Source organism: Methylotetracoccus oryzae, assembly GCF_006175985.1.
Lineage (GTDB): Bacteria > Pseudomonadota > Gammaproteobacteria > Methylococcales > Methylococcaceae > Methylotetracoccus > Methylotetracoccus oryzae.
In genome coordinates, this window is record NZ_SRSH01000027.1 from 52842 (window position 1) to 59197 (window position 6356).

The 6356-nt window shown below is 63.8% G+C and carries 6 protein-coding genes; 4 read left to right on the forward strand and 2 right to left on the reverse strand.

Annotated features, from left to right (window positions below):
• Positions 1-101: 101 nt before the first annotated feature.
• Entirely contained in the window at positions 102-944 is an 843-nt protein-coding gene (locus tag BWR02_RS19740; RefSeq protein WP_139559629.1) for a nucleoside phosphorylase-I family protein, read from the reverse strand.
• Positions 928-1761 (reverse strand): glycosyltransferase family 2 protein, encoded by an 834-nt coding sequence (locus tag BWR02_RS19745; protein WP_139559630.1) that lies wholly within the window; start codon positions 1759-1761, stop codon positions 928-930. The genes BWR02_RS19740 and BWR02_RS19745 overlap by 17 nt, the downstream gene beginning before the upstream one ends.
• A 145-nt stretch (positions 1762-1906) precedes the next feature.
• Here BWR02_RS19745 and BWR02_RS19750 point away from each other — a divergent pair, with 145 nt between their 5' ends.
• The 4 genes from BWR02_RS19750 (at position 1907) to BWR02_RS19765 (ending at position 6178) form a co-directional block, all read left to right on the forward strand.
• Positions 1907-2347 (forward strand): Rsd/AlgQ family anti-sigma factor, encoded by a 441-nt coding sequence (locus BWR02_RS19750; protein ID WP_139559631.1) that lies wholly within the window; start codon positions 1907-1909, stop codon positions 2345-2347.
• Between the two features lie 58 nt (positions 2348-2405).
• The gene (locus tag BWR02_RS19755; RefSeq protein ID WP_139559632.1) at positions 2406-2960 is read left to right on the forward strand and encodes an NUDIX hydrolase; all 555 of its coding nucleotides are present in this window, start codon (positions 2406-2408) and stop codon (positions 2958-2960) included.
• Between the two features lie 514 nt (positions 2961-3474).
• Positions 3475-5163, forward strand: coding sequence for a DUF11 domain-containing protein (locus BWR02_RS19760; RefSeq protein WP_139559633.1), 1689 nt, complete (start codon positions 3475-3477; stop codon positions 5161-5163).
• Positions 5164-5752: 589 nt separating this feature from the next.
• Positions 5753-6178 carry a hypothetical protein gene (locus tag BWR02_RS19765; RefSeq protein ID WP_139559634.1) on the forward strand — a complete coding sequence of 142 codons (426 nt, stop codon included), beginning with the start codon at positions 5753-5755 and terminating at the stop codon, positions 6176-6178.
• Positions 6179-6356: the final 178 nt, after the last annotated feature.

The following is a 6356-nucleotide window of genomic DNA, read 5'->3' on the forward strand; positions in this document are numbered from 1 at the left end:
TCCTCACGCTGCTCCGGTTCGCTTTCTTCCCGAACGCATGCGTTGACAAGATCCCTTCGCGGTCGCCTGCGCATATGGCCGGCGCGCGCTGTTGCCGTGCCTCACGGCGCGGAAGGCCGCCCTCCCCAGATCACCGGCTCCCGTTCTATCTCGCGCAATAGCCATCCCAAGGCCTCGCGGCCGTTCCCGATCACGGGCGGTTCCGGCAACGGTCGGTTGTCGGTCAGTACGTGCCACCGTTGCAGCAAACGATCGAGCTGCAGCCGCTGTTGGGCCGTGAAGTGCAGTGCAGCCAGCCAGTCCGGTTGATCGGGCGTCGCCGCGGGGCGGAGCTGCTCGGCAAGCCGGCGCAGGCACTGCTGCGTGTGGGTCACCGTGTCGATGATGCCGTCGACCCACGCGCTCGCGCGCGCCGGGTCGATATCGCAGATCGCGTGGTCGCGGTTGTCCGATACGGCCTTCAGGCAATGAATCAGCTCCAGCGTCGAGAAGCGGCTGGCGGCATCCAGGAAGGCCGCGGCCTCCATGTCGTACAGGCAATCGCCAGCGTATTCGGTTTCGGGCTGGGAGACGGTGCGAATCTCGGCGCTCGGACACGCGGCCTTGAAGGCAATTGCCGGGTACCAGCTCTTCCCGCGCTCGGCATCGGTGACCTTGTGCGCCAGCCAGGCGCTGCCGAGCGGATGGTGGGCGTGCCCGGCCAGGCCGACATTCAGCCAGATCGCGTTGGCCGGTTTGCCGAACAGCACGTGGGTGTAGGCTACCGCGGCGGCGGTCGCCAGCTTGCCGACGCCGGCGACGGTCAGGCTGATGCCGTCCTTTTCGAAGATCGCAAAGGCATCCTCGCCGGTGCGCCGCTTCAGTTGGTAGTGCGCGATCAGCGGTTTGGCTTCCGCCGGCAACGCGACGACGAAATGCACGAAAGTCTCAGCGGTGGGTCGCATGGCGTTCACTGATCTCCTGATAGTACGTGGCCAGTTCATGCTTGCCGCGCTTGCGCGCACCGTTGGCGACCACGGCCGCCTTCGCGGCGCAGGTCGCGGCGGCGGCGGCGCGGTCTTCTTCGCTTAGGACGCCGCTCGCGAGGATCTTCTCCAGCGCGCGTATCCGGAAGCGGTCCATGCCCCAATGGCGGCGCGAGAGCTGATCCTCGTGGCCGCCGTACTTGAAGATCAGCGGTTCGTCGACGAACAGCACCGGGAACCGCGCGGCGATGCGCAGCCACAGGTCGTAGTCCTCGCAGGCGGGCAGGGTTTCGTCGAACACGCCGACGGTATCGAATATGTCGCGATGGATCAGGATCGACGACGGCGACATCGCACACAGCGGCAGGCAGTGCCGGAAGATCCAGCCGCCGCGCTTCGCGTGCTTGTTCATCGCGTTGACCCGGACGCCATGGCGTATCCAGATTTCATCCGTATGGCAGATTCGCAGCTCCGGCTCGGCGCCAAGCCGCGCCCATTGCCGCTCGATCTTCCGCGGCAACCACTCGTCGTCAGAGTCGAGCAGTGCGACCCAGGTTCCCTGCGCGGCGGCGATGCCCCGGTTGCGGGCGGTGCTCACCCCGGCCTGCGCCTGTTGCAGATAGCGGACTTCCGGAAACGTCCGTTCGATCAGTTCGCGGGTGCCGTCGGTCGAGCCATCGTCGACGACGATCACTTCCAGTACCGGCGCGGTCTGCGCGTATACCGAACGCAGGGCGCGCTCCAGCAGTGCGGCCCGGTTGTGCGTGGGGATGATGACAGAGACGGGGTGAGGCATGGGCGCGCACGGACGGTCGACGCAGGGGCGCCTGTTGGGTCTTGGTCAGTATCGCACGGGACGGCCGGGTCAGCCGCCCACCGATTGTCCACGCGGTCCGTATCGCATAAAGTAGCCCGATGGCCTTGAACAGGGATTGAAATAAATGAGCATGCCCGTCTTTGATGTCCGCCGCCCGCAAACCTCGAAAATGGTCGCTGAACTGTTGCAGGAGCGCGAGCAGGTATGGGCGATTTTCCATGAGCTCAGCGGCATGGCGCGTGCTGCGGCCGATGTTGGTCTCCCCGCCAAGGTGATGGAATTCTGCCAGGTCCTGATCGATTACATCTCGCTCGGCCATTTCGGCGTGTACCGCCGCATCATCGATGGCACGGAGCGCCGCCGTCTCGCGGTCGAGACCGCGCAACGCGTGTACCCGCGGATCGAAGAAGCGACCGACATCGCGCTCGCCTTCAACGACAAGTACGAAGCGCTCGATCGAGCTTCGCTGGCCGCCGAGCTGGAGCCCGATCTGGTTCGCCTCGGCGACGCCTTGGTGACCCGCTCCGAACTGGAAGACCAGATGGTCGAAGCGTTGATGAATTGAGGCGGGTGGCGGTCGCGCCGTCGGCGGAAACTCTCCGTAAACCAGCTCATGGGGTGCAATGAAATACTGTTCGGCTTGCGGCGCTCCGGTTCGCGTCGGCGTTCCCGCGGGTGACGACCGCCCGCGTTTCATCTGCGACGCCTGCGTCACCGTCCACTATCAGAACCCCAAACTGATCGCGGGCTGCATCCCGGTCTGGGAAGACCGCATCCTGCTGTGCAAGCGCGCGATCGAGCCGCGCAAGGGCTACTGGACGCTGCCGGCGGGCTTCATGGAACTGGGCGAGACGATTGCCCAGGCCGCGGAGCGCGAAGCCCATGAGGAAGCCAACCTCAAAGTCGCGATCGGCGAGATCTACACGCTGTTCAATCTGCCTCACATCTCCCAGGTCTACGTCTTCTTTCGCGCCCAGATGCTGTCGCCCGAGTTCTGGGCCGGCGCCGAAAGCCTGGAGACCCGATTGTTCCGGGAGGACGAAATCCCCTGGGACGACCTGTCGTTCGAAACGGTGCACCGCACCCTGCAATTCTTTGTTGAGGACCGCCAGCGCGGCGAATACGTCTTCCGCGTGCAGGACATCGCCCGCGATCCCCGACGCATGCGGGAGCAGTAGGAGGGGTGCCCCGAGCGTAACCATTCACCCCCCTTTTGCGGGGTACCGGGAGCGGGCCGGGAGGGCGAGACCGTCTGCGGGAGGGAACCCGCAGGCTAGCCTCCAGGGACGGATTCACGGCCTGTCTCGGCCTCCAGCCCGCTCCCGCGAGGCAGGTGTGCGGAGTCCGATCATTCAGGAAAGAACCCCGATCATGTGTTACCCAATGGCGGATTCGGATGCTGGCCGAGTTCCGATCGAGCCGCGCCAGGGGCGCTGCGACGCACAAGGACTCGAGGAACCGGAGAATCCGCATGCGGTGTTGTTGCCGCAACCTGCGATGCGACGGGCGCCGTTATCGGATCCAATGGTCGATGCCAGGGGCGCAGGCCTAACGAACCCGCGTAAGTCGCTCACACTAACCGGGCGACCAGGGCCGAATAGCGCAACCCGACGGCCTCACGCACCAAGGAGAAACCCAGTGAAACGTCTATTTGCCCCAGGTCATTTTCGATTCGCACCGGTACTCCGGTTAATGTCCTTCGCCCTTGCGGCGGCCGGCATGTGGAGTCTTTCCCAATCAGCGCGGGCCATCGGCGAGACGACTATGGTCAGTGTCAACTCCAAGGGAGAACAGGGAAAAAAGTCATCGAGCGAACAGGACATTTCCGCGGATGGTCGCTTTGTTGCCTTCACCTCAACCTCCAAGAATCTGGTCGCCGGGGACGCCAATGGCGACTTCGCTGACGTGTTCGTCCACGATCGCCGCAACGGAGTCACCCGGCGCGTCAGCGTGGATTCCCATGGAGTGCAAAGCCTCGGGGAGTCCCACCATCCTTCCATCTCCAGCAACGGACGCCACGTGGCCTTTGTAAGTTACGGCTTCTCGTCGCCTTTTGCTGGCCTCGAGGTATCAGTGCACGACTGGAAGACAGGGATGACCGAGAGGGTCGACCTGGACTCTGCCGGTAACCTGCCGGACCTCTGCGCCGTGTATTGCTGGGTTGAACCGGCTCTTTCAGGAAATGGCCGTTTCGTGGCTTTCCCCTCAAACGCCACCAATCTCGTCGCTGGCGACACAAACGGCGCATGGGACATCTTCGTGCGTGATCGCACGACACGCCAAACAACCCGAATCAGCGTCGATTCCGCCGGCAAGCAAGGAGATCAACCTCCATCCTATTACCCGCCGTCCAGACCGGCGCTCTCGGCTGACGGGCGTTTCGTGGCTTTCGTTTCAGACGCCACCAATCTCGTCGCTGGCGATACGAACGGAACCTGGGATGTCTTCGTCCATGATCGCAAGACGCATCAGACAATCCGCGTCAGTGTCGACTCGGTGGGCCGTCAAGGAAACGATGACTCGGCAGGTGGATTGGCAATCTCATTGGATGGACGCTACGTGGCCTTTACCTCCTACGCCAGCAATCTGGTCCCCGGTGACACGAACGGCCAGCCCGATGTCTTTGTGCACGACCGGCAGACACGCGAGACCACACGCGTGAGCGTCGATTCCATGGGCCGAGAAGCCGACAGCTGGTCGGGCATACTCGGCAGTAGTCTGTCCGCCGACGGCCGTTTCGTAGGGTTCAGTTCGAATGCCAACAATCTCGTAGTCAACACTCCCCCATCGGTATACGGCACTCAGCGCACGTACATTCACGATCGGCTGACCCACGAAACCTCGCTGGTTTCCGTCGACGCGAGCGGCAATCCAGCCAACGAGTTCTCGCGAACACCAGAATTGTCGGCCAATGGTCGTTTCGCTGCCTTCAGTTCAGGGGCGACCAACCTGGTTAGCGTGCCTGACTCGAACGGGTTCGGGGATGTCTTCGTCCGCGACCGCTTGTTGGATCGTACCGCGACCGCCGATATCGCCGTTTTGCAGACGATGAGTCCATCCCCCCCAATCCCCGATAGTGCGATGACGTATACGATGGCCGTGACCAACCATGGCCCCGATCCGGCTTCCGAGGTGACGCTGGTCGACGGTATGCTGCGCGGCACGGCCGTCCCGAGCCAGGGCACTTGCAGTGCCGGTACGCCCAAGGTCTGTTATCTCGGGTCCCTGGCCCCCGGTGCCAGCGCCACGGTAACGCTGATCGTCCCACCCGGCGCCGTCGGCACAGCGGGCCGCGTGGTCAACTCCGTCCGCGTCGACGCTGGTCCCATCGATCCGGCGCCGTCAAACAACAAAAACACCCACGTTACGATTATCCCGTGACACGCACGGCCGCCCGGGGGCGAGTCAGATCCGTCCCCCGCGGGTGGCGGCGGGTGGCCGTGAGCCTGACGTAGCTGGTGGCCCTCCGGCGCCGCCCTGAAACAGCGAAAAGGGTTCGATCAGATGGTGCGCCCAAAGGCGAACCGCGCCATTAACCCGCGCCTTTCGCCCTCGCCGTAAGGCGCATCCGCCAGCCAGAAATCGGCCCGGCAACTCGGTGCCCGTGCCGGAGACGATAGAGCGCTTCAGGCCTGGCCAAATGACCATCGGACGCGGATGTCTCGCGCCTGACCTTCGGGCATGAGGCCAGCCCGGGTAAAGGGCCTCGGCGAGGCGCCAACCCCCCGCTGAACTCGCGAGAACCCTCCTGCTCTAAGCGGTGGGCGCAACGTGGAAGGGCGTGCGTCGGGTCAACCGCGAAGTCGGACATGCGTTCGCGGCGTGTCACTCCCGGCAATCGACTGGACGATGCGGGGTGGAGAGGGGCGCGACTTCGGTGCCCCGCAATGTCATGTCTGATCGTCCGTTAGCAAGTCTTCCGCAGGCGCCCGAAACAAGACCAAACCATCATTAGTTTCTGGAGACAGCGATGAAGCGAAGCAGTCTGTTTGCAGCACCGTATGCGTTGGTAGCAGCCATCAGCGGCTGGGTCGGGCCTTTGTCGGTTCCCGCCGCCCTGGCGGGCGATCACGAAACCCAATGTTTCAATGAGATTCAGGGCAAGATCGCCTGGGACGGCGACAAGCGCATGAACTGGGATCCGGATAACGTCAAGCAGCTTTGCAGGGGAACCAACATGCCCGCGGAACCCGGGAAGTGCTTCCTCGCCGTCAGCTCCGGCCATGCCAAGGGACAGGTCAGCTGGGGGCCGGGAACTCAATGGGAGTGGCGGAACATCATCAATCTCTGCGCGGGCACCAACGACGGCATGAAGACCGTCGGGTGCTTTAACAATGGCGTAAAGACAGGTGCGGATTGGCGCGACGTCATTCTGACGTGCCAACGCAATTCCTGAATCGCGCCTCATCCCATCAGGCGCTGATTCCCGTGCTTGCCTGAAGTGCGCCATGCCGCGATGCGCGGCGTGGCGCCGTGCGGGTATGAAGAGCCGGGCGCGAAGGATCAGGCCGTCTTGACGCCGGACACCCCCGCCCGAATCCCTCGACCGCTGCAGTCGATCGACCCGCGGCGCG